Origin of the sequence: Bradyrhizobium oligotrophicum (assembly GCF_051168495.1) — a bacterium.
In the GTDB taxonomy this organism is placed as follows: domain Bacteria; phylum Pseudomonadota; class Alphaproteobacteria; order Rhizobiales; family Xanthobacteraceae; genus Bradyrhizobium; species Bradyrhizobium oligotrophicum_A.
This window is the reverse complement of record NZ_JBNPVB010000016.1, coordinates 152,211-176,999: the sequence shown is the minus strand read 5'-3', so window position 1 is coordinate 176,999 and position 24,789 is coordinate 152,211. Positions and strand designations below refer to the sequence as shown.

At 65.5% G+C, this 24,789-nt stretch carries 21 protein-coding genes and 1 pseudogene; 1 reads left to right on the top strand and 21 read right to left on the bottom strand.

The window, feature by feature from the left end:
- Positions 1–18 precede the first annotated feature (18 nt).
- The 16 genes from ACQR1B_RS26900 to eno form a co-directional block, all read right to left on the bottom strand.
- On the bottom strand, positions 19–852 hold the full coding sequence (locus ACQR1B_RS26900) for a tetratricopeptide repeat protein (RefSeq protein WP_434835085.1): 834 nt from the start codon (positions 850–852) through the stop codon (positions 19–21).
- Positions 839–2,563: a dihydroxy-acid dehydratase gene (gene ilvD / locus ACQR1B_RS26895; protein WP_434835084.1), complete on the bottom strand. Its 1,725-nt coding sequence runs from the start codon at positions 2,561–2,563 to the stop codon at positions 839–841. The genes ACQR1B_RS26900 and ilvD overlap by 14 nt, the downstream gene beginning before the upstream one ends.
- A gap of 234 nt (positions 2,564–2,797) precedes the next feature.
- Positions 2,798–3,769 (bottom strand): tripartite tricarboxylate transporter substrate-binding protein, encoded by a 972-nt coding sequence (locus ACQR1B_RS26890; protein WP_434835083.1) that lies wholly within the window; start codon positions 3,767–3,769, stop codon positions 2,798–2,800.
- Positions 3,770–3,842: 73 nt separating this feature from the next.
- Complete coding sequence (locus ACQR1B_RS26885; RefSeq protein ID WP_434835082.1) at positions 3,843–5,084, bottom strand: threonine synthase; 1,242 nt, start codon at positions 5,082–5,084, stop codon at positions 3,843–3,845.
- 130 nt (positions 5,085–5,214) lie between these two features.
- Entirely contained in the window at positions 5,215–6,636 is a 1,422-nt protein-coding gene (lpdA, locus tag ACQR1B_RS26880) for a dihydrolipoyl dehydrogenase (protein ID WP_434835081.1), read from the bottom strand.
- Positions 6,637–6,795: 159 nt separating this feature from the next.
- Entirely contained in the window at positions 6,796–8,145 is a 1,350-nt protein-coding gene (locus ACQR1B_RS26875; RefSeq protein WP_434835080.1) for a pyruvate dehydrogenase complex dihydrolipoamide acetyltransferase, read from the bottom strand.
- Between the two features lie 2 nt (positions 8,146–8,147).
- Positions 8,148–8,453 carry a DUF5076 domain-containing protein gene (locus ACQR1B_RS26870; protein WP_434835079.1) on the bottom strand — a complete coding sequence of 102 codons (306 nt, stop codon included), beginning with the start codon at positions 8,451–8,453 and terminating at the stop codon, positions 8,148–8,150.
- Positions 8,454–8,469: 16 nt separating this feature from the next.
- Positions 8,470–9,864 (bottom strand): pyruvate dehydrogenase complex E1 component subunit beta, encoded by a 1,395-nt coding sequence (locus tag ACQR1B_RS26865; protein WP_434835078.1) that lies wholly within the window; start codon positions 9,862–9,864, stop codon positions 8,470–8,472.
- A gap of 29 nt (positions 9,865–9,893) precedes the next feature.
- Positions 9,894–10,916, bottom strand: coding sequence for a pyruvate dehydrogenase (acetyl-transferring) E1 component subunit alpha (gene pdhA, locus ACQR1B_RS26860; protein WP_434835077.1), 1,023 nt, complete (start codon positions 10,914–10,916; stop codon positions 9,894–9,896).
- A 224-nt stretch (positions 10,917–11,140) separates the two neighbouring features.
- Positions 11,141–11,458, bottom strand: coding sequence for an FtsB family cell division protein (locus ACQR1B_RS26855; protein WP_434835076.1), 318 nt, complete (start codon positions 11,456–11,458; stop codon positions 11,141–11,143).
- Between the two features lie 88 nt (positions 11,459–11,546).
- Entirely contained in the window at positions 11,547–12,338 is a 792-nt protein-coding gene (locus tag ACQR1B_RS26850; RefSeq protein WP_434835075.1) for an aldolase, read from the bottom strand.
- 142 nt (positions 12,339–12,480) lie between these two features.
- On the bottom strand, positions 12,481–13,038 hold the full coding sequence (locus ACQR1B_RS26845) for an NADPH-dependent FMN reductase (protein ID WP_434835074.1): 558 nt from the start codon (positions 13,036–13,038) through the stop codon (positions 12,481–12,483).
- A gap of 146 nt (positions 13,039–13,184) precedes the next feature.
- Complete coding sequence (locus ACQR1B_RS26840) at positions 13,185–14,354, bottom strand: serine hydrolase domain-containing protein (RefSeq protein WP_434835073.1); 1,170 nt, start codon at positions 14,352–14,354, stop codon at positions 13,185–13,187.
- A 238-nt stretch (positions 14,355–14,592) separates the two neighbouring features.
- Complete coding sequence (locus ACQR1B_RS26835) at positions 14,593–15,591, bottom strand: MBL fold metallo-hydrolase (RefSeq protein ID WP_434835072.1); 999 nt, start codon at positions 15,589–15,591, stop codon at positions 14,593–14,595.
- Between the two features lie 118 nt (positions 15,592–15,709).
- Complete coding sequence (locus tag ACQR1B_RS26830; RefSeq protein WP_434835071.1) at positions 15,710–16,849, bottom strand: zinc-binding dehydrogenase; 1,140 nt, start codon at positions 16,847–16,849, stop codon at positions 15,710–15,712.
- Between the two features lie 38 nt (positions 16,850–16,887).
- The gene (eno, locus tag ACQR1B_RS26825) at positions 16,888–18,171 is read right to left on the bottom strand and encodes a phosphopyruvate hydratase (protein WP_434835070.1); all 1,284 of its coding nucleotides are present in this window, start codon (positions 18,169–18,171) and stop codon (positions 16,888–16,890) included.
- A gap of 186 nt (positions 18,172–18,357) precedes the next feature.
- Between eno and queF the strand changes: the two genes are divergently transcribed.
- Entirely contained in the window at positions 18,358–18,834 is a 477-nt protein-coding gene (gene queF, locus ACQR1B_RS26820) for a preQ(1) synthase (RefSeq protein WP_434835069.1), read from the top strand.
- Positions 18,835–19,051: 217 nt separating this feature from the next.
- On the opposite strand, the gene ACQR1B_RS26815 is transcribed toward queF, so the two are convergent.
- The 5 genes and pseudogenes from ACQR1B_RS26815 to kdsA form a co-directional block, all read right to left on the bottom strand.
- Positions 19,052–19,627 carry a hypothetical protein gene (locus ACQR1B_RS26815; RefSeq protein WP_434835068.1) on the bottom strand — a complete coding sequence of 192 codons (576 nt, stop codon included), beginning with the start codon at positions 19,625–19,627 and terminating at the stop codon, positions 19,052–19,054.
- 358 nt (positions 19,628–19,985) lie between these two features.
- On the bottom strand, positions 19,986–21,020 hold the full coding sequence (gene darG, locus ACQR1B_RS26810; RefSeq protein ID WP_434835067.1) for a type II toxin-antitoxin system antitoxin DNA ADP-ribosyl glycohydrolase DarG: 1,035 nt from the start codon (positions 21,018–21,020) through the stop codon (positions 19,986–19,988).
- Positions 21,021–21,029: 9 nt separating this feature from the next.
- Positions 21,030–21,664, bottom strand: a pseudogene (gene darT, locus ACQR1B_RS26805) (type II toxin-antitoxin system toxin DNA ADP-ribosyl transferase DarT).
- Between the two features lie 1,043 nt (positions 21,665–22,707).
- Complete coding sequence (locus ACQR1B_RS26800; protein WP_434835066.1) at positions 22,708–23,919, bottom strand: MFS transporter; 1,212 nt, start codon at positions 23,917–23,919, stop codon at positions 22,708–22,710.
- Complete coding sequence (gene kdsA / locus ACQR1B_RS26795) at positions 23,919–24,782, bottom strand: 3-deoxy-8-phosphooctulonate synthase (protein WP_434835065.1); 864 nt, start codon at positions 24,780–24,782, stop codon at positions 23,919–23,921. The genes ACQR1B_RS26800 and kdsA overlap by 1 nt, the downstream gene beginning before the upstream one ends.
- Between the last annotated feature and the right edge of the window lie 7 nt (positions 24,783–24,789).

Below are 24,789 nucleotides of genomic sequence, written 5' to 3'. Positions count from 1 at the left end.
GCGATGCATTCCCGCCTGCTACTCGCGCTTGCCCTGCACCCAGCTCTCGAGCATCTGCAGCGCCGAGGCGCGGTCGTCGTCCGACGCCTTGGCGAAGGCGCGGTTGTAGCTCTCCTTGATCCAGGCTTCGTCCGGACCGGCGCTGTCGCGCGCCAAGGTGAGCCACATCAGGCCGCGCGCGGCTTGGCGCGGCAGCCGGTCGCCGTTGAACAGCATCTGCCCGAGCAGCGCCTGAGCCTGGTGCTGGCCCTTCTGCGCGGCGAGGCCGAGCCAGCGCGCACCATAGCGGAAATCGTCGCGCGAGGCGTCCGCCGTCTTCAGGTACAGCCGCGCCAGATCATACTGGGCGTCGGCATTGCCGAAATAGGACGCCGCGTAGGAGAACATCTCGCGGGCGCGGTCCGGATCCGCCTTCACCTTGGAGTTCGGGATGCCGCTGAGATAATAGCGGCCGAGCGCGACGAAGGCGTTGGCCACGATCTGCGCCTGCGGCGCCGACGGGCTGTCCTCCGCATGCGCATTGGCGATGCGGCTGAAATAGTCGAACGCCCGCATGTCGTCGCGCGCGACGCCATCGCCGGCGGCGTACATCCGCCCGAGCTTGAACTGGGCGACGGGATGACCTTCCTCCGCCGCATATTGCAGCGCAGTCAGGGACTGCGTCGGTGCCGTGGAGGACGTGGTCGCAGGAACCGCCTTGCGCAACGCGCCGGCACCGCCCTGCGGTCCAGCCACGGCGATCGCCGACTCCTGGTTGACCGGAGCGCCATCGAACGCGAGCGACGGCACAGCCGACGCCAGCGGGGCCAGCCCCAGCACCATAGCAAAGATGATCCGATCAGATGTCCGCATAGCAATATTTCTCTTGCGCACCACCTGGGTGGGTGACGGCACCCGCCACGGCCGGCCCAACCTGCTGGGCATATTTCCACAGTGCACCTGACGTGTGATGCGTCTCACGCGGCGTCCACCTGGTCTTACGTGTCGCGAACTCGGCATCACTCAACTTGACGTTAAGGTGACCCGCCTCAGCGTCGATCTCGATGATGTCGCCATCCTCGACCAGGGCGATCGGCCCACCGATGGCCGCCTCCGGTCCGATATGGCCGATGCAGAAACCGCGGGTCGCGCCCGAGAACCGGCCATCGGTGATGAGCGCGATCTTGCCGCCCATGCCCTGCCCGGTCAGCGCCGCCGTGGTCTGCAGCATTTCCCGCATGCCCGGACCGCCGCGCGGCCCCTCGTAGCGGATGACGATGACCTCGCCTTCGCGATAGGTGCGCTTCTGGACGGCCTCAAAGGCGTCCTCTTCCCGATCGAAGCAGCGGGCCGGCCCAGAGAATTTCAAGTTCGACATGCCCGCGACTTTCACGATCGCACCCTCTGGCGCGAGATTGCCTTTCAGACCGACCACACCTCCGGTTGCAGTGATCGGCTGATCAGCCGGCCTCACCACGTCCTGGTGCGGATTCCATTTCACGCCTTTGAGGTTCTCGGCGATCGTCCGGCCGGTGACTGTGAGGCAGTCGCCATTCAAATAGCCATGGTCGAGCAACGTCTTCATCAGAAGCGGAATGCCGCCAGCTTCGAACAGGTCTTTGGCGACATAGCGGCCACCCGGCTTCAAATCCGCGATATAAGGTGTCTTTTTGAAGATTTCGGCGACATCAAATAAGTCGAACTTGATGCCGGCCTCATGCGCGATCGCCGGCAGATGCAGCGCGGCATTCGTTGACCCGCCGGACGCCGCCACAACCGCCGCGGCATTCTCCAGGGATTTTCGCGTGACGATGTCGCGCGGCCGGATGTTGGCGGCGATCAGCTCCATGACCTTCTCGCCGGCGGTCATGCAGAAGGCATCGCGGATCTCGTACGGCGCAGGCGCACCGGCCGAGTACGGCAGCGCCAGCCCGATCGCCTCGGAGACCGTCGCCATGGTGTTGGCCGTGAACTGGGCGCCGCAGGCGCCGGCCGACGGACAGGCGACGCGCTCGAGCTCGTCGAGGTCCTCGTCCGACATCGCGCCGACCGAGTGCTTGCCGACGGCCTCGAACATGTCCTGCACGGTGACCTGCTGGCCACGGAAATTGCCCGGCAGGATCGAGCCGCCATAGATGAAGATCGAGGGCACGTTGAGCCGTACCATCGCCATCATCATGCCCGGGAGCGATTTGTCGCAGCCGGCGAGGCCGACCAGCCCGTCATAGGCGTGGCCGCGAATCGTCAGCTCGACCGAGTCGGCAATGACTTCGCGCGACGGCAGCGAGGACCGCATGCCGTCATGACCCATGGCGATGCCGTCCGTGACGGTGATGGTGCAGAATTCGCGCGGCGTTCCGCCGGCGTGCGCAACGCCCTTCTTGACCGCCTGGGCCTGCCGCATCAGCGCGATGTTGCAGGGAGCCGCCTCGTTCCAGCACGACGCCACGCCGACGAAGGGCTGATGGATCTGGGCCGTGGTCAGGCCCATCGCGTAGAGGTAGGACCGATGCGGCGCACGCTCGGGCCCTTCCGTCACGTGACGGCTGGGCAGCCTGCGCTTGATGTCGGTCTTCGCGTCCATCGCTGTTCTGGCCTCCCTGTGCCGCGGAGAACGCACAAATCCTACAAGTGGATTTACGATCGCCTCACACGCACGGGTACTCTTCTGATCAAACTATTTCACGACCGGGTGTGGCCAAAAAGCGGCGCGTTTGCGGAGCGCCGGAGATTGTTACCAAAACTTCGTAAACTGTGGCTGGGTCGCAACATTCGTGTCTGTTGCGCAACCATCACAGCGGCACGAGATACCGTCAGCCTACTCGGGCACCACCCCGGCCGCGCGGATCATCGGCCACCATTTGGCGATTTCCGCCCGTTGCAGCGTTCCAAGCACCTCCGGCGCGCGCTGATCCGGTCCGGGCATCTGCAAGCCGAGATTTTTCAGCTGATTCTGCACATCCGCGTCGTTCAGCGCGGCGACGGCGGCTGCATTGAGGGTCTCGACGATCTCCGTCGCCGTTCCCTTCGGCAGCCAGAGTCCCGACCACAACGTCATGTGGAAGCCCGCAAGGCCCGCCTCATCGGTGGTCGGAATCTCCGGCGCCGTGGCCAGGCGCCTGGCGTCGGTGACGGCATAGGCGCGGATCATACCGGCGCGCACCTGGTTGATGGCGTTAGAGGTCTGGTCGACGATGAGATCGATCTGGCCGCCGACGAGATCGTTCATCGCAGGCCCCGTGCCGCGATAGGGCACGTATTGCAGCTTGATGCCGGTGACCTGCTCGAAATACAGCCCGGCGATGTGGCTGCCGGAACCGTTGCCGGCAGTGCCGGCCGATGCAGGGTTCGGCTGCGCCTTCAGCCAGGCGATGAATTCGGACAAGGATTTCGCCGGCACGCTGGTCTTGCTGACGATGATCATCGGATTGCTCGGCAGCAGCACCACCGGCTCGAGATCGGCGACGAGGTCGTAGCCCAGCCGGTACACCGCGCCGTTGGCGACATGGGTGCCGAGATGGCCGAAGCTGACGGTGTAGCCATCGGGCCGGGAGCGCACCGCCCGCCCCACGCCGATCGAGCCGCCCGCGCCGGTGACGTTCTCGACCAGCACGGGCTGGCCGAGCGTCTGCCTCATGTGCTCGGCCAGGATGCGCATCATCGCATCCGAAGGACCACCCGCCGCGAACGGCACGATCACGGTGATCGGGCGCGACGGGTAGGTGTCCGCAAAGGCCGGGACCAGACAAACGGCAAGCGCCATCACCACAGCGCCGAACAGGCGTCGCATCGCGGTCCTCCCTGGGCGGCCTGATCCTTCTTGTCAGACGATCAGGCGCCAGGCCGCGAAGCCGACCGTCCGGTTAGAACTGAGTGTAGTCGATCGGCTGGTGACGATCGAGGGCACGGTTGACCGGCGGCAACGGATATTTGAGTCCCGTGGCGCAGTTGAACAGCATCACGCGGTCGTCTTTCGTGACGCGGCCGGAGGCCAGGCTCTGCTTGTAGGCGGCGTAGGTCGCAGCCCCCTCGGGGCACAGCAGCAGCCCTTCCTCGCGCGCGACCTCGTTCAGGCCCGTCGAGATGGCATCGTCGTCGACGGCGATCGCAAAGCCGCCGCTCTCGCGCACGGCGCGCAGGATCAGGAAATCGCCGACCGCCTGCGGCACCCGGATGCCGGACGCAATGGTGTGCGCGTCCTCCCAGCGCGTCGCATGTTCGACGCCAGCTTCGTAAGCACGCACCATCGGCGCGCAGCCGGAGGCCTGCACCGCCACCATGCGCGGGCGCTTGGAGCCGATGAAGCCGATCTTCTCCAGTTCGTCGAACGCCTTCCACATGCCGATCAGGCCGGTGCCGCCACCGGTCGGATAGAAGATCACGTCGGGCACGTCCCAGCCGAGCTGCTCGGCGAGCTCCAGCCCCATCGTCTTCTTGCCCTCGATGCGATACGGCTCCTTCAGCGTGGACGTGTCGAACCAGCCGACCTTGGCCTTGCCCTCGCCGACGATCTTGCCGCAATCATCGATCAGGCCGTTGACGCGGTAGACGGTCGCGCCCTGCAGCTCGATCTCGCTGACGTTCACTTCCGGCGTATCGGCCGGACAGAAGATCGTGGTCTTGATGCCGCAGGAGGTCGCATAGGCCGCGAGCGCCGCACCGGCGTTGCCGTTGGTCGGCATCGCCATGTGCCGGATGCCGAGCGCCTTGCCCATCGACACCGCCATCACCAGGCCGCGCGCCTTGAACGAGCCTGTCGGCAGCCGGCCCTCGTCCTTGACGATGATCTCGCCGCCGCCGAGCTTCTTCGACAGCTTGGGCAGATTGATGAGAGGCGTCATGACCTCGCCGAGGCTGACGATGTCCTGGCATTTGCGCACCGGCAGCAGTTCGCGATAGCGCCACATGTCGGCAGGCCGCTGCGCCAGCGCATCCTTGGTCAGCGCCTGCTTCACGCCCGCGAGATCGTAGCGCACCAGGAGCGGCTTGCCGGCCTTGGAGAGGTTGTGGATCTGGTCCGCCGGATAATGATCACCTTCCATCGCGCATTCGAGATGGGTGACGAAGGTCGGACGCTCGGTGGTGAGGTTGTCGCTGGATTTCATGTTCTTTATCGTTCCTGCAGCGATCGCGATTCAAATGGCGTCATTGCGAGGAGCGAAGCGACGACGCAATCCAGACTGCTTCCAGGAGACATTTCTGGATCGCTTCGCTTCGCTCGCAATGACGGCAGAACTACATGTTCAGCACGCGGCCGTAGGCGTCGAGCACGGCTTCCTTCATCATCTCCGACAGGGTCGGATGCGGGAACACCGTGTGCATCAGTTCCTCCTCGGTGGTCTCGAGGTTCATCGCCACGACATAGCCCTGGATCAGCTCGGTGACCTCGGCGCCGACCATGTGGGCGCCGATCAGCTGGCCGGTCTTCTTGTCGAAGATCACCTTGACGAGGCCCTGGTCCTCGCCGAGCGCGATCGCTTTGCCGTTGCCGACGAAGGGGAAGCGGCCGACACGGATGTCACGGCCCTGCTCCTTCGCCTTGGCCTCGGTGAGACCGACGGAGGCGACCTGCGGATGGCAGTAGGTGCAGCCGGGAATCAGGCTCTTGTCCATCGCGTGCGGATGCAGGCCCTTGATCGCCTCGACGCAGATCACGCCCTCATGCTCGGCCTTGTGCGCCAGCATCGGCGGACCGGCGACGTCGCCGATGGCGTAGATGCCGGGCACGTTGGTCTTGCCGTAGCCGTCGATCACCACGCAGCCGCGGTCGGTCTTCACGCCGAGCTTCTCGAGCCCGAGAGTCTCGATGTTGCCGACCACGCCGACCGCCGAGATCACGCGCTCGAACTCGACCGCCTCGATCTTTCCCTTGCCGTCGTCGATCGTCGCCACCACGCTGTCGCTCTTCTTGTCGAGCTTGGTGACCTTGGCGCCGGTCATGATCTTGAGGCCCTGCTTCTCGAGCTGCTTGCGGGCGAGGCCAGCGATCTCGGCGTCCTCCACGGGCAGGATCTGCGGCAGCACCTCGACCACCGTCACCTCGGAGCCCATGGTGCGGAAGAACGAGGCGAACTCGATGCCGATCGCGCCGGAGCCGACCACCAGCAGCGACTTCGGCATCTTCTCCGGCACCATCGCCTCGAAATAGGTCCAGATCAGCTTCCTGTCCGGCTCGAGGCCCGGCAGCACGCGCGGCCGCGCGCCGGTCGCGACGATGATGTGCTTGGCCTGATAGACGCCCTCGCCCAGCGCGCCCTTGGGCGCCTCGACGTCGGACTTGGTCACCGTGATCTTGCCGGGCGCGTCGATCGCCGCCTTGCCCCAGATCACCTGGACCTTGTTCTTCTTCATCAGGAAGCCGACGCCGTCGTTCAGCCGCTTCGACACGCCGCGCGAACGGGCCACCACTGCCTTCGGATCGTAGGAGATGTTCTCCGCCGACAGCCCGTAGTCCTTGGCGTGCTGCATGTAGTGATAGATCTCGGCCGAACGCAGCAGCGCCTTGGTCGGGATGCAGCCCCAATTCAGGCAGATGCCGCCGAGATAGGATTTCTCGATGATCGCGGTCTTGAAGCCGAGCTGGGCGGCGCGGATCGCGGCGACGTAGCCGCCCGGGCCGGAGCCGATGATGATGACGTCGAACGATGTGTCGGCCATGACGGCTCCGATCTCAACTTAGTTGTCATCTCGTGGGGTGGGCAAAGGCGCACCGCGCCGTGCCCACCGTCTCACGAGCTTGCGATGTGGTCGGTGGGCACGCTGCGCTTTGCCCACCCTACAAATGTTGGAAGGCGATGATGGGCATGGCCTCTCGGCTCACACCATCATCATCACGGGGTTCTCGATCAGCTGCTTGAACGCGCCGATCAGTTCGGCGCCGAGCGCGCCGTCGATGGCGCGGTGGTCGCACGACAGGGTCACGCTCATCATGTTCGCGATCTCGATCTTCCCGTTGCGCACGACCGGCCGTTCCTCCGACGTGCCGACCGCGAGGATCGTCGCATGCGGCGGGTTGATCACGGCGGTGAAGTGATTGATGCCGTACATGCCGAGGTTGGACACCGCCGTGGTGCCGCCCTGGTATTCCTCCGGCTTCAGCTTGCGGGAGCGGGCGCGCGCGGCAAAATCCTTCATCTCGCCTGATATCGCCGACAGCGTCTTGGTCTCGGCCTTGCGGATGATCGGCGTGATCAGGCCGCCCGGCATCGCCACGGCGACGCCGACGTCGGAATGCTTGTGCTTGATCATGCCGCCTTCGGTCCAGCTGACGTTGCAGTTCGGAATCTTCTGCAAGCTGACCGCCATCGCCTTGATGACGAAGTCGTTCACGCTGAGCTTGTAGAGCGGCTTCTTGTCCTTGTCCTTCGGCGCCGCCGCATTGATCTCCTCGCGGGCCGCCAAGAGCTTGCCGATGTCGCAGTCCATCGTGAGATAGAAATGCGGGACGTTCTGGATCGACGCGGTCAGGCGCTGCGCGATGGTCCGGCGCATGCCATCATGCGGCACGACCTCGTAGGAGCCGGGCTCGAACAGCGCCAGGATCTGCTTGTCCGACATCGACGGCGCAACGGCAGGTCCAGCCGCGGCAGGGGCCGCCGCGGGGGCTTTCAGGCCCTTGCCCGACTTCGCCTCCTCGACGTCACGCGCGACGACACGGCCGTGGGGGCCGGTGCCGGTGATGCGGGCGAGATCGATGCCGGCATCCTTGGCGAGACGCCGCGCCAGCGGTGACGAGAAGATGCGGGCGTGGCCGTTGACCTGAGGGGCAGCCGCAGGCGCGGCGGGTGCAGGAGCCGCGGCCGGCTTCGGCGCGGGCGCGGCGGCAGGCGTTGGCGCGGCTGCCGGAGCCGCGGACGCAGTCGGCTTGGCTTCAGCCTTTGGGGCCGCCGCAGCCGGCGCGCTGCCGGCGGCCTTCACGTCCTCGCCTTCGCCCGCGAGCACCGCGATCACGTCGTTGACCGGCACGTCCTGGGTGCCTTCCGGCACCACGATCTTGGCGAGCGTGCCTTCGTCGACCGCCTCGACCTCCATGGTCGCCTTGTCGGTCTCGATCTCGGCGATGACCTCGCCGGACTTGACCTGGTCGCCTTCCTTCTTGAGCCAACGAGCGAGGTTGCCCTTCTCCATCGTCGGCGACAGCGCGGGCATGAGAATGTTGATCGGCATGATCAGTGACCTTGTTTCGACCGGGGGCTGGTGCTGCCCATGTCGGTCGGCCGAGCCAGCTCGGCTTGGAACATCTCGACGATGCGCTGCAGCGCCTCGTCTTCGGAGTAGTCGCTCTCGCGCGCATAGGCGCGCGCAGCATGACGGGCGACGTCGACCAGGAGCAGCCCCCACACGTCGGGCTCCTCGAACGCGCGCTGGAAGGCGATCGAGAGCCCGCCATCGAGCACAAAGGCGCGCAACACTTCGGTGGCGTCCTCGCGGCCGATGACGTCGGGCGGCAGCGGCTGCTCCTTGGGTCCGGCCATGGTGTCGTCCTTGCGCTTACCGATAGCAGACGGATTTGGCGGCCTGCACGACCTCCGCCGCCGACGGCAGCGCGAGCTTCTCGAGGTTGGCCGCATAGGGCATCGGCACGTCCTTGCCGGACACGCGCACCACCGGCGCATCGAGATAGTCGAAGGCGTGCTCCATGATACGCGCGGCGATCTCGGCGCCGACCCCGCTCTGCGCCCAGCCCTCTTCCACCGTCACGGCGCGGCCGGTCTTCTTGACCGACGCGACGAGGGTCTCGGTATCCATCGGGCGCAGGGTGCGCAGGTCGATCACCTCGGCCTCGATACCTTCCTTGGCGAGCTCATCGGCTGCCTTCAGCGCATAGGTCATGCCGTTCGACCAGGAGATGATGGTGACGTCCTTGCCGGTGCGGGCGATGCGCGCCTTGCCGATCGGGATCACGTAATCGTCGAGCTTCGGCACCTCGCCGGAGTGGCCGTAGAGCACCTCGTTCTCGAGGAAGATCACCGGGTTCGGATCGCGGATCGCAGCCTTCAGCAGGCCCTTGGCATCCGCCGCCGAATACGGCGCGACCACTTTCAGGCCGGGCACGTGCGAATACCAGGACGAGTAGTCCTGGCTGTGCTGCGCGGCAACGCGCGCGGCGGCGCCGTTCGGCCCGCGGAACACGATCGAGCAGCCCATCTGGCCGCCGGACATGTACAGGGTCTTGGCCGCGGAGTTGATGATCTGGTCCATCGCCTGCATGGCGAAGTTGAAGGTCATGAACTCGACGATCGGCTTCAGGCCGGCCATCGCGGCGCCGACACCGATGCCGGCGAAACCGTGCTCGGTGATCGGCGTGTCCATCACACGGCGCGCGCCGAACTCCTGCAGCAGGCCCTGGGTGACCTTGTAGGCGCCCTGATACTCGGCGACCTCCTCGCCCATGATGAAGACGTCGGCGTCGCGGCGCATCTCCTCGGCCATGGCGTCGCGCAGCGCCTCGCGGATGGTCTGCGTCACCATCTCGGTGCCCGCGGGCACCTCGGGATCAGGCTCGGCCACGCTCTGCGGCGCAGCCACGCCGGTCGGCGCTGGCGAGGCCTTCATCGCGGCCGCCGGTTCAGCCGGCGGCGCCGATTGCACGGCCTTCATCTCGGCGGCGGGCGCGGCCTTGCCGAGATCGGCCGCGGTCTCGCCGTCGGCGAGGATGGTCGCGATCGGCGTGTTGACGGCGACGTCGGCGGTGCCTTCGGGAATCAGGATCTTGCCGAGCGTGCCCTCATCGGTCGCCTCGACCTCCATCGTGGCCTTGTCGGTCTCGATCTCGGCGATCACGTCACCCGACTTGATCGCCTCGCCTTCCTTCTTCAGCCATTTGGCGAGGTTGCCCTTTTCCATCGTGGGCGACAGCGCAGGCATCAAAACTTGAATTGGCATATCAGCTCCGGACAAATCAGCGTCTGCGCTTAGCGGTAAACGTCGGTGTAGAGCTCGGCGGCATCCGGCTCGGGATCGGCCTGCGCGAAATCGGCGGCCTCGTTGACGATCTTGCGCACCTCGGCGTCGATCGTCTTGAGATCCTGCTCGCTGACTTTCGACTCCAGCAGGCGGTTGCGCACCTGCTCGATCGGATCCTGATCGTGACGGACCTTCTCGACCTCCTCGCGGGTGCGGTACTTGGCAGGGTCCGACATCGAGTGGCCGCGATAACGGTAGGTCTGCATTTCGAGAATGTACGGCCCCTTGCCCTCGCGGCACCACGCCACCGCCTTCTCGCCCGCAGCCTTCACGGCCCGGACGTCCATGCCGTCGACCTGCTCGCCCGGGATGTTGAAGGAGATGCCGCGCTTGGAGAAGTCGGTCTGCGCCGAGGCGCGCGACACCGACGTCCCCATCGCGTAGCGGTTGTTCTCGATGACGTAGATCACCGGCAGCTTCCAGAGCTCCGCCATGTTGAAGCTCTCATAGACCTGGCCCTGGTTGGCCGCGCCGTCGCCGAAATAGGCGACGCTGACCGAGTCGTTGCCGCGGTAGCGGTTGGCCAGAGCAAGCCCGGTGCCGAGCGAGACCTGCGCGCCGACGATGCCGTGCCCGCCGAAGAAATGCTTCTCCATGCTGAACATGTGCATGGAGCCGCCCTTGCCCTTGGAGTAGCCGCCGCGCCGGCCTGTCAGCTCGGCCATCACGCCCTTGGCGTCCATCCCGGTCGCCAGCATGTGGCCGTGGTCGCGATAGCCGGTGATGACCTGGTCGCCCAGCTTCAGCGCCATTTGCATGCCGACGACAACGGCTTCCTGGCCGATGTAGAGATGGCAGAAGCCGCCGATCGCACCCATGCCGTAGAGCTGACCCGCCTTCTCCTCGAAGCGCCGGATCAGCAGCATGTCGCGCAGCGCAGCCAGGTCCTGTTCTCTGGTGAATTCCGGTGGCGGGCCGTTGTCTCTGTCCTGCCCTTGTTCCTTTGCGGCGGTCTTCTTCGGTGCGGCCATGGCAATTCCGGATGAGAGAAAAAAGTAGGCCCTCTCTAGCTCAACTCCAGGAGACGTAAAAGCACTGCGTGAACCGCCATTCACTTTGCTTTTGCCGCACTGCAACGAAGCGCGAAACAATTGAATCCGATCGCGGGGCTTTTTGAAATTCCCTGCGTCGGCACCTGGCAAATTGGGCAAGGGTGCGGCCGACCAGCGTCGCGACCGCCAAAGTCACTGCAGGGTCACTGCGGCCGATTGATCCGGATCAGATCATGCGGGTTGGCATAGCCGAGCTGGAAGCGCGCGCGCTCGTCGAGCATGTCGGGGTCGACCCGGTCGGAGCGCAGCAGCGACACCCGCTTCTCGCCCTCGGCCCGCTCCTGCTTCAGCCGGGCGAGCTCAGAGGTGAGCGCGATGATCTCCTGGTCGAGCTCCTGGCGCGCCGTGAGGCCATAGCGGCCGGTATAGGCGTTGATGCCGAAATAGCCGATGATGGCCGCCGCCATCGTGTAGAGGGCGAGCCCGGTGAGGAAGGATTTGAGACGCGCGCGGGAGACCATGGCCGCGAGAATGGGATGCCCCGGTTAAGGAATCGCTAACCCTGGCGGCCCGGCCTCGCGCGGGGCCCGCTCCGAACCTCCAGCCGACTCAGCTCCGGTAGGCCGGCTCCTCCGCGTCCAGCGTGCGCTTGACCGCTTCGAGATGCAGCCGGGCCGATTCCGCGTCGCCCTCCCGCATCTGCCGGTAGGCCGCCTCGGCGATCTCGGCCGCGACCGGCACGACCTTGCGCCCGGTCGACAGCGCCAGACACTGCACCTGACAGGCGCGCTCGAGGTAATACAGATCGTCCCAGGCTTCCGCGATGGTCGGCGCCAGCACCATGACGCCGTGATGCTTCATGAACACGATGTCGGCGTCGCCGATCGCCGCCGCGATCCGATCGCCCTCCCGCTCGTCGAGCGCCAGCCCGTTGTAGTTCTCGTCGACGGCGGTGCGGCCGTAGAACTTCAGCGCGGTCTGGCCGGCGAAGATCAGCGGCGCGCCTTCGATCATCGAGAGCGCCGTGGCATATGGCATATGGGTGTGGAACGCGACCTTGGCGCGCGGCAGCGCCTTGTGGATGCGGGCATGAATATAGAACGCGGTCGCCTCGGGGCGGCCGTCGCCGGCAATGACGTTGCCGTCGAAGTCGCACACCAGGAGCTTGGAGGCGGTCAGCTCGCGGAAGGCGTAGCCGTAGGGATTGACGATGAAGAGGTCGTCATAACCGGGCACCAGCGCCGAGAAGTGATTGCAGATGCCTTCTTCGAGCCCGTGCCGCGCCGCCATGCGGAAGCAGGCCGCGAGATCGACCCGCGCCTGCCACACCTCCGCGGAGTCCAGCAGCGGCTGGTTCGGGCCGGGCTTCGACGACGGAGCGGGTGTGAACGAATGGGCCATTGGATGTCCTTAGGACGCGCATCGTTGCGCGGGTGAGCGGCCCTGCCTTGAGAACCGATCGGGCAAGGCGCGTCAACGCCCTGCTCCGATCATACCCGTCATGCGCTGGCGTGCCGCAGCACGCGCGGCCGCAGTCGAGCTCTCAGCCGTTCTGCTTGGCCACGAAGGCTGCGAAGGCGTCGAGATATTGCTGCAGCACCGTCTTGAGCGATTCCTTGGTCAGTTCGCCCTGGGCATCGAAGGCGTCACCGACCCCGTTCAGATAGATCTCCGGCTGCCCCATGATGGGCCCCGAAATGCCCGGCATGATGTTCTGCAGGTGCTTCGCAGCGGCGATGCCGCCGAGCGGGCCCGGGGAGTTCGAGATCAGGCCGACCGGCTTGCCGAGAAACGAGCTCTGCCCGTAGGGGCGCGAGGCGATGTCGATGGCGTTCTTGAGCACGCCGGGGATCGAGCGGTTGTATTCCGGCGTCAGGATCAGCACGCCGTTCGACGCTTTCAGCTTGTCGCGGAACGCGAGCCACTCGGCCGGCGGATTGGCCTCGACATCCTGGTTGAAGAACGACAGGCCTTCGAGCGTCACCACGTCGATCTTGAGATTGGCGGGAGCGAGCTTCGCCATCGCTTTCGCGATCTTGAGCGTGAAGCCCTCCTTGCGGAGGCTGCCGACGAGCGCGACGACGGAGTATGGGGCGGGCATGGAGATATCCTTTGCGGGAAGTTGTGGGCGAGACTTAGAGCGCGTCGGCCGGACCGTGCAAGCGCATGACATGCGCTGGCTACGAAACTCAGCGTTTCATCGCGAGAAACGCTTGAATGTTCCGAACCAAGGGCGCTTCGGCCAGTTCACCCCGCGCCTCTGATGCAGCGGGTGAATTCCGCCACCGCCTGATGCGTGAGCCAGATCGATTGGCCCTCGACCGGCTGCGCCCACGACGACAGCTTGGCGATCACGATTGCGTTGGCGGCATCGACGAACAGGTTCTGGCCGTGAATGCCCATCGCGAACATCAGCTGCGGCTGATCATTGATGACGTACCAGCCGCTGCGATAATGCATGTTGCGGCTGATCGCCGCGAAGCTGTCGCGCCACTGGCCGTCGCGCCAGGCCTTGATATCGCCATTGTGCCTGATGTCGTCGAGCCATGCTTCGGGAATGATCGCGTGCGAGCCGCGCCGGCCGCCGGACAAAACCAGTTGGCCGAGACGGGCGAAATCGCGCAGCGTGGCGCAGAAGCCGCCGGTGCAGCGCGGCGCGCCCTTGCGATCGACGGTGATGAACGCCTCGCCGCTCGCCCCCATCGGCTTCCACAGCAAGCTGCCGACGAGGCTGGCGAAGCTGCGGCCGGTGGCGCGCTCGATCGCCCAGCCGAGCAGATCGGTGTTGGCCGAGACGTAGCTGAAGGCGCCGCCATGCGGTATCGCCTGCGCGCGCATCGTCGCATAGAAATCGTGCAGGTTCGGCGTCGTGCCGGGCGCGACCGGCTCCCAGCCGGCGGCGTCGGCATAGGCCTGCAGCCCGGCGCCGTCGAGCACGATGCCGGCGCGCATGTCGAGCAGTTGGCGAATGGTGGCGCCGCGATAGGCCGTCGCCGCGACCTCCGGCACGTAGCGCGTCACCTCGGCCTCGACGTCGAGCTCGCCACGGCCGGCAAGGATGCCGGCCATGAGGCCCGTGATCGACTTGGTCGCGGACATCAGGATGTGCGGCGTGTCGCGGTCGGTGCCGCCCTCATAGTGCTCGAACACGATGCGGCCGTCGTGCAGGATCAGGAGCCCGTCGGTCGCCGTCGCCTTCAGGAAGCCGTCGAGATCGAGCGTGCCGCCCTTCGGCAGCCGCAGCCTGAAATCGTCAAACGCGACCGGGCTCGCCGGCAGCGGCCAGGCGCTGCCCGGCGCGCTCTCGATGTCGGCCACCGGCAGGATCTGCCGGACATTGTGGAACGTCCAGCGGCTGAACGGCGCGCTGCGCCAGTTCGAGAGATCGGCGCTCGAAGCAGAGAGATCGGTCGACATGCGAATCCTGCGGTTGGTCGCGCCCGACATAGGCGTTCGCGGCCGTGGCGGAAAGCCCGGGATTTTCGCATGTGCAAAACAAGCAGGCCGCCCGAAGGCGACCCACCCTCTCTCCTCCGTCATTGCGAGGAGCGGAGCGACGACTTGTCCGCCATAGCCCGAAGGGCGACGGCGGAAGCAATCCAGAGTCCCGACTGAGCCCCTGGATTGCGTCGCTTCGCTCGCAATGACGAAGAACCTAGATCACCGGATTCCACGGCGCCGGGATCAGCCGGTACTTGGCGCCGTCCTTCTCGACATAGCCCACCGAGGGGAACGAGAAGTGGAAGCCGATCACCTTGGCCTTCTCGGCGGCGACCATGTCGTAGAACTTGTGCCGCGTCGCTTGCGCCTGCGCCGCATCGGTGTCGAACATCACGTGCCAGTCGGGGTTGCGCAGGAACAGCTCCGGCACGTTGGTGACGTCGGACTGGATGAAGACCTTGGCATTGCCGGAGGCGACTGCGAACGAGGTGTGGCCCGGGGTGTGGCCCGGCGTGGCGAGCGCGGTGATGCCCGGCGCGACCTCCTTGTCCCACTCGTACTGCGTGACCTTGCTCTCCAGCCCGCCGAACACCTTCTTGAAATTGGCGAAGTTGCCCTTCATCAGCTCGGACGACGCCTTGGCGGCGTTCTCATCGCTGTTCCAGAACGCCCACTCCACAGCCGGAACCTTCAGCTCGGCATTCGGGAACGCCAGCGAGCCGTCGGCGAGCTTGAGGCCGTTGATGTGGTCGCCATGCATGTGGGAGAGCACGACGACGTCGATGGCTTTCGGATCGATGCCGGCCGCGGCGAGATTCTGCAGCGTGCGCCCGACCGCGCCCTTGCTGGCCTCGAACGCGCCTGCGCCGTTGCCGGTGTCGATCAGGATCAGCTTGGAGCCGGTGTTGATGAGCTGCGGATTGAAGGGAATGGTGATCATGCCCTTCGGCATGTAGGCGCTTTCCGCCGCCGCCAGCGCGTCGTCCTTGGGCGTGTTGACGACGAACTTGTCGGGCATCGGGAAGGTGCGTGCGCCGTCATTGACGGAGGTGCATTCGTAGTCGCCGACCTTGTAGCGATAGAAGCCGGGCGCCTGGGCGCCGGCGGGCGCGACCGCGGCGCGAGCCTGCGTGCCGGCCATCGACGGCAGGGTGCCCGCGGCGCCGGCCAGGGCCGCACCGGCCAGAAATCGACGGCGATCCAATTGGGTCATGACATCTCTCCTCAGTGCAATCAGCGGCAGACGCCGCCCCGAACCAAATCGGCGCGGATTGTCTCCGGCCGCGGGTCAAACGCAAGCCTGACCGCAATGCCGGAGGAGCGGCGTTACGTCACTTATCTTTGTTGGGGTCGATGAGGAATTTTTCGCCGGTGGCCCGTTTGGCGTAGACGGCAAGGTTGGCCGGATCGAGCGCCTCGGCGAGCGAAACCACCTTTGTGTAGTGGCTGGCGAAGGTCGTCTTGAGCTCGTCGACGACGCGCTGGCGCAGCCGCTCGGAATCCGCCTTGCCGATCTTCATCAGGAACGGGAACAGCAGCCAGCCGCCGACGCTCCAGGTCATGCCGAAGCCGCGCGTGATCTCGGTGGGGCGGGTGTCGAGGCCGCCATAGATGTAGACCTGCTTGTGCACGTTCGAGCCGTAGCGGCTGTAGGGATGCTTGCCGGACTTGTTGATCGCGGCTTCCATCGCATTGAGGATCTGGCCGGCGAGCTTGCCGCCACCGATGGCGTCGAACGCGATGGTCGCGCCGGTCTCGACCAGCGCCGCGGTCAGGTCGTCCATGAAAGTAGGCGACGTCGAATCGACGACGTATTTGGCGCCGATGCCGCGCAGGAGCTCGGCCTGGGCCGCGCTGCGCACGATGTTGACCAGCGGGATGCCGTCCTTGAGGCAGATCTTGTTGAGCATCTGCCCGAGATTGGAGGCGGCCGCGGTATGCACCAGCGCGGTATGTCCCTCGCGCCGCATCGTCTCGGTCATGCCGAGCGAGGTCAGCGGATTGACGAAGCAGGAGGCGCCCTCGGCCGCCGTGGTGCCGGCCGGCAGCGGCAGGCATTCGGAGAGCTTCAGGCAGCGGTACTGGCTATACATCGCGCCGCCGATCGCGGCCACGGTGCGGCCCATCAGCGCCTTGGCGGCCTCCGACGAGCCGGTCTTGACGACGGTGCCGGCACCCTCGTTGCCGACGGCCAAGGACTCGTCGAGCCGGCCGGCCATCGCCCGCATCCCCGCCTCCGGCACCTTGGCGGTGATCACGGGACGGTCCGTCGTACCGGACGCCGTGACCGTCGACAGGTCGGCCGCGCCGACGAGCAGCCCGAGATCGGACGGGTTGATCGGCGCCGCCTCGATCCGCACCACGACCTCGTCCGGCCCCGGCTCCGGGGTCGGCAGGTCGACGAGCGACAGCTCGAGCTCGCCGCTGCGCTTGATCAGGGTCCGCAGCTGCAGGCCAGTCTCGACACCCATGCGGGCCTCCCGTGTTGTTGTCGTTGCTCAGCGCCGGCTCAGGCCAGCGCCTTCAGCGCCGCCCTGCCCGCATATTTCGCCTGCGCGTCGAGCTCCTGCTCGATGCGCAGCAGCTGGTTGTACTTGGCGGTGCGGTCGGCGCGCGCCAGCGAGCCGGTCTTGATCTGCCCGCAATTGGTGGCGACCGCGAGATCGGCGATCGTCGAATCCTCGGTCTCGCCCGAGCGATGCGACATCACGGCGGTGTAGCCGGCCTTGTAGGCCATCTCGACCGCGGCCAGCGTCTCGGTGAGTGTGCCGATCTGGTTGACCTTGATCAGGATCGAGTTGGCGCGGCCGTTGCGGATGCCGTCGGCGAGGCGGTTGACGTTGGTCACGAACAAATCGTCGCCGACCAGCTGGCACTTGTGGCCGATCAGGTCGGTCAATTCCTTCCAGCCGTCCATGTCGTCCTCGGACATGCCGTCCTCGATCGAGCAGATCGGATAGCGCGCGACGAGGTCGGCGAGATATCTGGCCTGCTCGGAGCGCGAGCGGGACTTGTTCTCGCCCTCATAGACATACTTGCCGTCCTTGAAGAACTCGGTGGCGGCGCAGTCGAGCGCCAGCATGACGTCCTCGCCCGCGGTGTAGCCGGCCTTGCCGATCGCGCTCATGACGAAATCGAGGGCCGCATCCGCCGACGGCAGGTTCGGCGCGAAGCCGCCCTCGTCGCCGACATTGGTGTTGTGGCCGGCCTTCTTCAGCTCGCCCTTCAGGGTGTGGAAGATCTCCGAGCCGCAGCGCAGCGCCTCCGCGAAGCTCGGCGCGCCCACCGGCATGATCATGAATTCCTGGAAATCGATCGGATTGTCGGCATGGACGCCGCCATTGACGATGTTCATCATCGGCACCGGCAAGGTGCGCGCCGAGGTGCCGCCGACATAACGATACAGCGGCATGTCGTAGGAGATCGCGGCCGCCTTGGCGCAGGCCAGCGAGACGCCGAGAATGGCGTTGGCGCCGATCCGGCTCTTGTTCTCGGTGCCGTCGAGCTCGATCAGGATCTGGTCGATCTGGACCTGGTCGTGCGCCGACATGTCGCTCAGCGCTTCATAGATCTCGTCGTTGATCGCCTCGACCGCCTTCAGCACGCCCTTGCCGAGATAGCGGTGCTTGTCACCGTCGCGCAGTTCGACCGCCTCATGGGCGCCCGTGGAGGCGCCCGACGGCACGGCGGCGCGGCCGACCGAGCCGTCCTCCAGCACGACGTCGACCTCGACCGTGGGATTGCCGCGGCTGTCCAGGATTTCGCGGCCGATGATGTCGACGATGGCGGTCATGAGGTCCTCTTACGGGCTTCTGGGTGGGCTTTGCTGCGCCGCTTCTACCGCAAGCCCGCGAGGGCGAAAAGGCCAAGTCGGGCGGAAGTCGCGGCCAATTGACGTCACCGCCGGGGATCACGAAGCGGGTGACGCAGGGGGCGCAATTGGCTAAAGCGGCGCCAGCTCCGACGGACGGCACGACACATGGCGAAAACATCCACCCCATCCACGACATCGGCCGGCCTTCAGCTCGGCCGCGCGGTGACGGCCCCGGACAGCCCGGAGACCGCCAAGCTCGACCGCGTCCCGAATCCGCAGAAGGACACCGATTATCTGGCCCGCTTCACGGTGCCGGAATTCACCTCGCTATGCCCGGTAACGGGCCAACCCGACTTCGCCCATCTCGTCATCGACTACGCCCCCGGCCCGTGGCTGGTGGAGTCCAAGTCGCTGAAGCTGTATCTGGCGAGCTTCCGCAACCATGGCGCGTTCCACGAAGACTGCACGGTCGCCATCGGCAAGCGCCTCGCCGCCGAGATCAAGCCGAAATGGCTGCGCATCGGCGGCTACTGGTACCCCCGCGGCGGCATCCCGATCGACGTGTTCTGGCAGACGGGCAAGCTGCCGAAGGGGCTGTGGGTGCCCGACCAGGGCGTGGCGCCGTATCGCGGGCGGGGGTGAGGCGCGATCACAAATAACCTTCGAGCTTGAGCGCGGCTGCCTCTCCACCGTCATGGCCGGGCTCCGGTCCCGGCCATCCACGTGGTTCGTCATACGCGGAAGGACGTGTATGCCCGGGACGGAGCCCGGGCATGACGATGTGGAAACGGCGCGGCAAAAACTTAGACCATGAGATGCCATAGCCCTGGGGGATCAGGACCGATTACTTGGCTGCGCCTCAGTACACGTAGTAGCCGTCAAACTTCGCCTTGTAGGCCGATGGACACAGGACCTGAAACGTACTCAGCATCGCGTCCGTCCTCGCCGCCGTGCTGTTGTCGACGATCTGATCGTTGCGATGATCCTTCCAGTTGGTGCGGATCATCTTCTTGCCTTCGCCGCTCGACTGAGGCTCACCGGTGCCGACCAGCGAGAAGTTGCCGAACTCGGTATAGACCGTGTTCTTGGAACACATCGCTCGCCGCTTGAGCTGTTTGCCGGCGTTGAGATCCATGACCTGCTTGGCGCAGCGCGCCACCTCCGCCGGCTTGATGTCATCGGGCGGAGGCTCGCGCAGGCAGCTCTCGATCGCGTCGTCGAGCTCGATCCGGAACGTCACTGCCGCGGTATCGCTGTCAGGATCGGACAAGGTCAGGATGGTCGCATCGCCGCGATGCGAGCTGAGCAGGATCTTGGTCGGCGCCTTGTCCGCCGCGCGCGGGCTCTCGGACCGGGCCGACGGCTGCGCCAGCGCCTGATGAAAACTGCCCGCAAACATCGCGACAAACAGCAACACACGCCCTGCCCGCTTCACCGTCATTCTCTCCCCCAACCCACACCGAGAATGTTAGTAAGAACAAATCAGAAATAGACGTCGAAATTACCTTAAGGTTGCATTGGACGGCGGATGCTGCCGTAGCGGCGGGAACGTCTACCAGGATGGGTCTGCCATGATCGAGATCGCACGCTTCGATCAATGGCGGCTGCGTCGCGCCGATGAACGAGTGCTACTGCGCGAAATCGACGGTCCACGCACGATCGTCGGGTCACCCAGCAACCAATTTGGGCGGTCTGGCGATCGGGATCCTCCGAGAATCCGCCCCGGGCCGGAGCCTTGCAGCCCGTCGTATCACCGACGGAGGGTACCAAGTCGCTCTCCGCAGCATCCATGGTCATGCCGCCGTCAGCCATCCCTTCGCGCGCAGGGTCTCATAGGCAATGCCGATCTGGCGCGGCGAGAAGCGCTTCTTGCGATCGTTCCAGGCGTAGACCTTGGCCGCCGCCTCCTCGGCGCTGGCGGCCTTATCTTGCTTCACCACCCAATGGACGGTCGCTAGCAGTTCTAGCCCGAACGGCGTTTCAAACCCCTCGACCAGCTCGCCAACCCGATCGAAGCGCGCCCGGGTGCCGCCGTCGTCGCTCAGGAAGGCTTCTGCTTCCTTCACCGCGCCCGGAACCAGCTCGAGCTGCTTGTCCGGCGCATCTCCGCCGTCGTGATACCCGGACACGAGGTGGCCCTCGATCTTCGTCAGCACGTGACGCAGATTGTCGGCATACGGACCGTAATGATGCTTTATGTAGTTGAGCTTGAGTGGCTCACCTGCCTCCTGCATGAAGTACATCAGCTTCTGCACCTCGATCAACGTCACGAACGGGTCCATCAGCCCGCCGAGATAGCGGTGTATCAGACCGACCAGCGCGGCGCGGCCCGCAGTCATCTTCGGCACCTCGCGCGACCGGGTCTCGATGGGCGCGGCGGTGGGCTCATAGACGAGCACGCTCAGATCGTCGAGCTTATCCAATGCCGCGACGATCCGGGGCCGAACGTCGGCCCAGTTCAAGCCGCCAAGGCCGCTGCCGAGCGGCGGGATCGCAATCGAGCGGATGTGGCGCGTCTGGATCTCCTGGACCAACGCCTTCAGGCCGGACTCGATGTCCTCCATTCGGCTCTTTCCCTTCCAATGGCGCTTGGTCGGGAAGTTGATGATGAACTTCGGATTGGTCAGCGTCAGCGTCTCATGCACGAACATCCTGCCGGGCTGCACAAGTTCGCGTGCGCAGGCGGCCTCATAGGCCTTGAAGTTCTCCGGAAACGCGTTCTTGAACTGGAGCGCGATGCCGCGGCCCATGATGCCGACACAGTTCACCGTGTTGACAAGCGCCTCCACGTCCGCGCTGAAGATGTCTCCGGTCCGAAATTCGATCATGTCAAATTCCTAATAGTACCAATCGCTCATGATTTCGAGCGCCGGCCGGTGCGCCGCCCCCTGCATTGCGTTCGAGGTCCGTTGGGCAACACCTTGCGAATGAACGCCGATCCGACGAACCAGATGCCAGGGAAACGATCGTTGCAGCAAATATTCAGCTTGCTTCTGATCTCGGCACCTTGTCCACTGCCGTGCGGCGACGGCCGCCCAGTCGATTTCGTCTAGATCGTCTACACTCCGATAGAAATCGGCCGCTCCATGTGCCGCGTGATCGTCGAGAACGCCCACTGGCGTCCGTTTGCTTCTGCCCATTCGATGACTTCATGAAGATCGGCTTCGAGATGAACAATCGGCTGCTGCCCTCCCCGATATGCGAGCTCCGGGTGATTGGCGCAGTGAACGACGTATAGCATGATCGATCTTGGGCAGAAGTAGAATGGAACGCAATCGCCAACTCTAAGGTTGCTATGGCAGGTGACCGGGAGGCCCAGCCGCCGCTGCTTAATGCTCCCCATTCCGATCACAGTTCCGCCCTGCCGCTGAATCATGACCGAGTCCGACCATAGGCAGCCATCCGCCACAATCGACGCCAGGTTGTCGACGTGCACGATGTGATAGATTTTGGGCTGGGCCGGAACGGGCATGGTCAGGCGGCAACTTCCTCGTCCGCAACATCTTTGCTAGCGTTGTCCAGATCATCACCCTCCGCAAATTGTCGACAGGCGCATCCTCAACGATCTCGGGCACGCGTGCCGCCACGGCCCTAACGTCAGGTTTGGCGGATATGCGCTGCATGATTCCGACCTGCCGAATCGGCGCGACTTTTGGCGATTTTGGCCCCTGCATCAAGATCGGTCCATCGTCTCGAGTCGCCCGTCGGGCACGGTTTCGGTCAAGCGAAAGGCTCTTCCCATCGATTTCGACCACGAAACTGCCTGCGCTTGAAAACTGATTTTTGCTGCGCCTTCAAGCCGATCACCCCTGTCCAGACCTTCCACGAGAAACATTTTTCTTTCGCTTTATCAGAATCCGTGATTGATTGTCGCCATCCCGTCTCGATTAGAGGGGCGCTTCGCGGTCGTCACGGACGTTGAGGCGGGATGCGGTGGGTGTGTCGGGTCGCAGCGTGCTTGGTCATGCGGACGAACGATCCTGATGCGCCGGCGAAATCGTATGGTCCTGGCCTCCCGACGCTGAGGTCACGCTGGTGGTGATGATCCGCCGGTCACGGGGGCAAGACAGCCCGGTCCCCGGGGAGAGTACGTATAAGCCGCCCAACCATCGCGCGGGGAATGCCGGGATGTCTCGGCTGAACCTGTGGTACCTGCCGCCTGCATTTTTTTCCGCAGGCGGGCCATGGGGGCGGCCAGCTCCCGGCATTCCCCGTGCCCTCTTCTCAGGAAAAGGGCATGTCCAAAGGCAAAGCTCGGACGCAGATGCGCCGCGAGATGGCGGCGGTGTGTGTCCACGGCTCACGCAGCAAACAATGGGCATTGTGCTCTCGCCTGTCTCCACGTCGTCATGCCCGGGCTTGTCCCGGGCATCCACGTCCTTCTCAGCGCGCCGAACGACGTGGATGGCCGGGACAAGCCCGGCCATGACGGAGAAACAAATCAGCAGGCGTTCCTGCGGCTACGGCCCGGTGTCTTCAGATGCCACGAGCATGCGCCCGCACCGGAGACGACCTTCACATCGTTGCCGCATCCGCCGGCGGGCGCTGGCGCAGCAGCGCGGCGCAGGCGAAGCCGAGCGCGACCATGATCGCGGCGGCGATGAGCAGCGTCGGCTGCTTGCCGCCATGGACGAGGCCGAAGCCGTAGGCGATCGGGCCGACCGTCTGGCCCATGAAGAAGAAGAACGAGTGCAGCGACATCGCGGTCGCGCGTGCCCCGATCGACAGCTCGCTGGCAAACACCTGCAGGCAGCCGTGGATCATGTAGAAGCCCCAGCCCATCATCAGCATGCAGGCGAATTGCAGCTTCCAGCCGGGGCCGAAAGCGAGGGCTGCGAGCTGCAGCCCGACGAGAGCAGCGCCGACGATCATCATGCCCTTGACGCCGAGCCGCGGCAGGAAGTTCGACACCGTGGCGGTGTAGAACAGGCCGCCAACCGCGAAGCCGGCGATGACGATGCCGGCGATCGACAGCGAAGTTTCGCCGAGATCGAACAGCAGCGACGCGATGAACGGAAACAGCCCGAACACGCAGCAGCCCTCGACGAACACCGCCGAGTAGCAAAAGCGCGTATTCGGGTTGGAGAAGATGGTGCGGTAGCCCTTGCGGAGCGATGCAAGATCGGTGGTCGAGGTGTGCGTCACGCTGGCGCCGCGAAAGCCGGCGGCGACCGCGAAGGAGGCGATCAGCCCGAGCGCGCCGAGGATCGCGAGCACGCCGCGCCAGCCGATGAAATCGCCGATAATGCCGGACGCGGTGGCGCCGAGGAGATTGCCGGCCATCGAGCCCGCCAAGGTGCGGCCGATCGCGACCTGGCGCTTGTCGGGGGCGACGAGATCGCTGGTCAGCCCGAGCGCGACCGGAAACACGCCGCCGGAGGCGATGCCGGCGAGGATGCGCGAGGCGAACAGCAGCGGGAACGAAGTGGCGAGCGCGCCGAGGATGCTGGCGACGCCGAGCAGCGCGAGGCACATCGTCATCAGCCGCGCCTTGCCGAACAGGTCGGCGGCGGCGCCGATCGCGGGCTGGATCAGCGCGTAGATCAGCGCGTAACCGGCGGCGATGCCGGCGGCGGTGGCGATGCTGACCGAGAAATCCTCGGCGACATGCGGCAGCACCGGATCGAGCGCCCGCGTCGACAGCGCCGCCGAGAAGCCGGCCAGCGCAATGATGTTGACCGCTGGCGGAAAGCGCTGCTCGGATGGCTTGGCGACGGGCTGATGCATCAAAGCGTGTCGGTCGCCGGCGGCGCCTTGGCCAGCCGGTCGAACGCCATCAGCCGGCGCAGCAGGCCTTCGAACTCCGCGAGCGGCACCATGTTCGGTCCGTCGGAGGGCGCATGATCGGGATCGGGATGGGTCTCGATGAAGACGCCGGCGACGCCGACGGCGACGGCCGCCCGTGCGAGCACCGGCACGAACTCACGCTCGCCGCCCGACGAGGTCCCCTTCCCGCCCGGCTGCTGCACCGAATGCGTGGCATCGAAGATGACCGGCGCGCCGGTCGTGCGCGCCATGATCGGCAGCGACCGCATGTCGGAGACCAGCGTGTTGTAGCCGAACGAGACGCCGCGCTCGGTGACGAGCACGTTGCAATTGCCGGCGCCCGTGAGCTTGGCGACGACATTGGCCATGTCCCACGGCGCCAGGAACTGGCCCTTCTTGACGTTGACCACCTTGCCGGTCGCAGCCGCCGCCAGCAGCAGGTCGGTCTGCCGGCACAGGAAGGCCGGGATCTGCAGCACGTCGACGGCCTGCGCCACCTCGGCGCATTGGCCGGCATCGTGCACGTCGGTCAGCACCGGCAGGCCGAGCGAGGACCGGATCTCGGCGAAGATCGGCAACGACTGCGCGAGCCCGAGGCCGCGCGCCGCCGAACCGCTGCTGCGGTTGGCCTTGTCGAACGAGGTCTTGTAGACGAGGCCGACGTTCAGCCGGCCTGCGATCTCCTTCAGCGCCGAGGCAACTTCGAGCGCGTGCCCGCGGCTCTCGAGCTGGCAGGGGCCGGCAATCACGGCGAGCGGCAACTCATTGCCGAATTTGACGGAGCCGAGGCTGACGACCGGCGCGGCAGAGATCGAAGCGTTCACGACATCA

Coding starts and splice junctions, on each gene's coding strand:
- lpdA (WP_434835081.1), bottom strand. CDS start 6,636: ATGGCCGACACATCGTTCGACGTCATCATCATCGGCTCCGGCCCGGGC.
- ACQR1B_RS26865 (WP_434835078.1), bottom strand. CDS start 9,864: ATGCCAATTCAAGTTTTGATGCCTGCGCTGTCGCCCACGATGGAAAAG.
- ACQR1B_RS26840 (WP_434835073.1), bottom strand. CDS start 14,354: ATGTCGACCGATCTCTCTGCTTCGAGCGCCGATCTCTCGAACTGGCGC.
- ilvD (WP_434835084.1), bottom strand. CDS start 2,563: ATGGACGCGAAGACCGACATCAAGCGCAGGCTGCCCAGCCGTCACGTG.
- ACQR1B_RS26830 (WP_434835071.1), bottom strand. CDS start 16,849: ATGGGTGTCGAGACTGGCCTGCAGCTGCGGACCCTGATCAAGCGCAGC.
- ACQR1B_RS26870 (WP_434835079.1), bottom strand. CDS start 8,453: ATGGCCGGACCCAAGGAGCAGCCGCTGCCGCCCGACGTCATCGGCCGC.
- pdhA (WP_434835077.1), bottom strand. CDS start 10,916: ATGGCCGCACCGAAGAAGACCGCCGCAAAGGAACAAGGGCAGGACAGA.
- ACQR1B_RS26835 (WP_434835072.1), bottom strand. CDS start 15,591: ATGACCCAATTGGATCGCCGTCGATTTCTGGCCGGTGCGGCCCTGGCC.
- ACQR1B_RS26890 (WP_434835083.1), bottom strand. CDS start 3,769: ATGCGACGCCTGTTCGGCGCTGTGGTGATGGCGCTTGCCGTTTGTCTG.
- ACQR1B_RS26885 (WP_434835082.1), bottom strand. CDS start 5,084: ATGAAATCCAGCGACAACCTCACCACCGAGCGTCCGACCTTCGTCACC.
- queF (WP_434835069.1), top strand. CDS start 18,358: ATGGCGAAAACATCCACCCCATCCACGACATCGGCCGGCCTTCAGCTC.
- darG (WP_434835067.1), bottom strand. CDS start 21,020: ATGATCGAATTTCGGACCGGAGACATCTTCAGCGCGGACGTGGAGGCG.
- ACQR1B_RS26900 (WP_434835085.1), bottom strand. CDS start 852: ATGCGGACATCTGATCGGATCATCTTTGCTATGGTGCTGGGGCTGGCC.
- ACQR1B_RS26855 (WP_434835076.1), bottom strand. CDS start 11,458: ATGGTCTCCCGCGCGCGTCTCAAATCCTTCCTCACCGGGCTCGCCCTC.
- ACQR1B_RS26800 (WP_434835066.1), bottom strand. CDS start 23,919: ATGCATCAGCCCGTCGCCAAGCCATCCGAGCAGCGCTTTCCGCCAGCG.
- ACQR1B_RS26875 (WP_434835080.1), bottom strand. CDS start 8,145: ATGCCGATCAACATTCTCATGCCCGCGCTGTCGCCGACGATGGAGAAG.
- ACQR1B_RS26850 (WP_434835075.1), bottom strand. CDS start 12,338: ATGGCCCATTCGTTCACACCCGCTCCGTCGTCGAAGCCCGGCCCGAAC.
- ACQR1B_RS26845 (WP_434835074.1), bottom strand. CDS start 13,038: ATGCCCGCCCCATACTCCGTCGTCGCGCTCGTCGGCAGCCTCCGCAAG.
- eno (WP_434835070.1), bottom strand. CDS start 18,171: ATGACCGCCATCGTCGACATCATCGGCCGCGAAATCCTGGACAGCCGC.